The organism is Gelidibacter salicanalis (assembly GCF_016469035.1).
Taxonomy (GTDB): Bacteria; Bacteroidota; Bacteroidia; order Flavobacteriales; family Flavobacteriaceae; genus Gelidibacter; species Gelidibacter salicanalis_A.
In genome coordinates this window covers 1-262 of sequence record NZ_JAEHJZ010000390.1, presented here as the reverse complement: position 1 = coordinate 262, position 262 = coordinate 1, and the positions used below count along the sequence as shown (strand labels likewise).

The following is a 262-nucleotide window of genomic DNA, read 5'->3' as shown; positions in this document are numbered from 1 at the left end:
CAGAATTTTGAAAAATGTATTACTTCGGGAGATCCATTTGATTTTGAAGCTGTTTTGATCACTGCTACAAAAAAAGAGCTTTGGGTACGAATCATTGGGCATTCAGAATTTGCAGGGGGTGAATACAAACGGATTTTTGGCAGTTTTCAGGACATTGATGAAAGAAAAAAATCAGAAATTAAACTGGCGGAGAGTGAAAACAGGCTTCGTACAATTTTAGAAGCTGAACCTGAATGCATAAAATTATTAGGTCCTAATGGTG

The 262-nt window shown here is 36.3% G+C and carries 1 pseudogene; it reads left to right on the top strand.

Annotated elements, in window-relative coordinates:
* A pseudogene (locus tag JEM65_RS21710) lies at window positions 1–262 on the top strand (hypothetical protein); the annotation flags it as partial.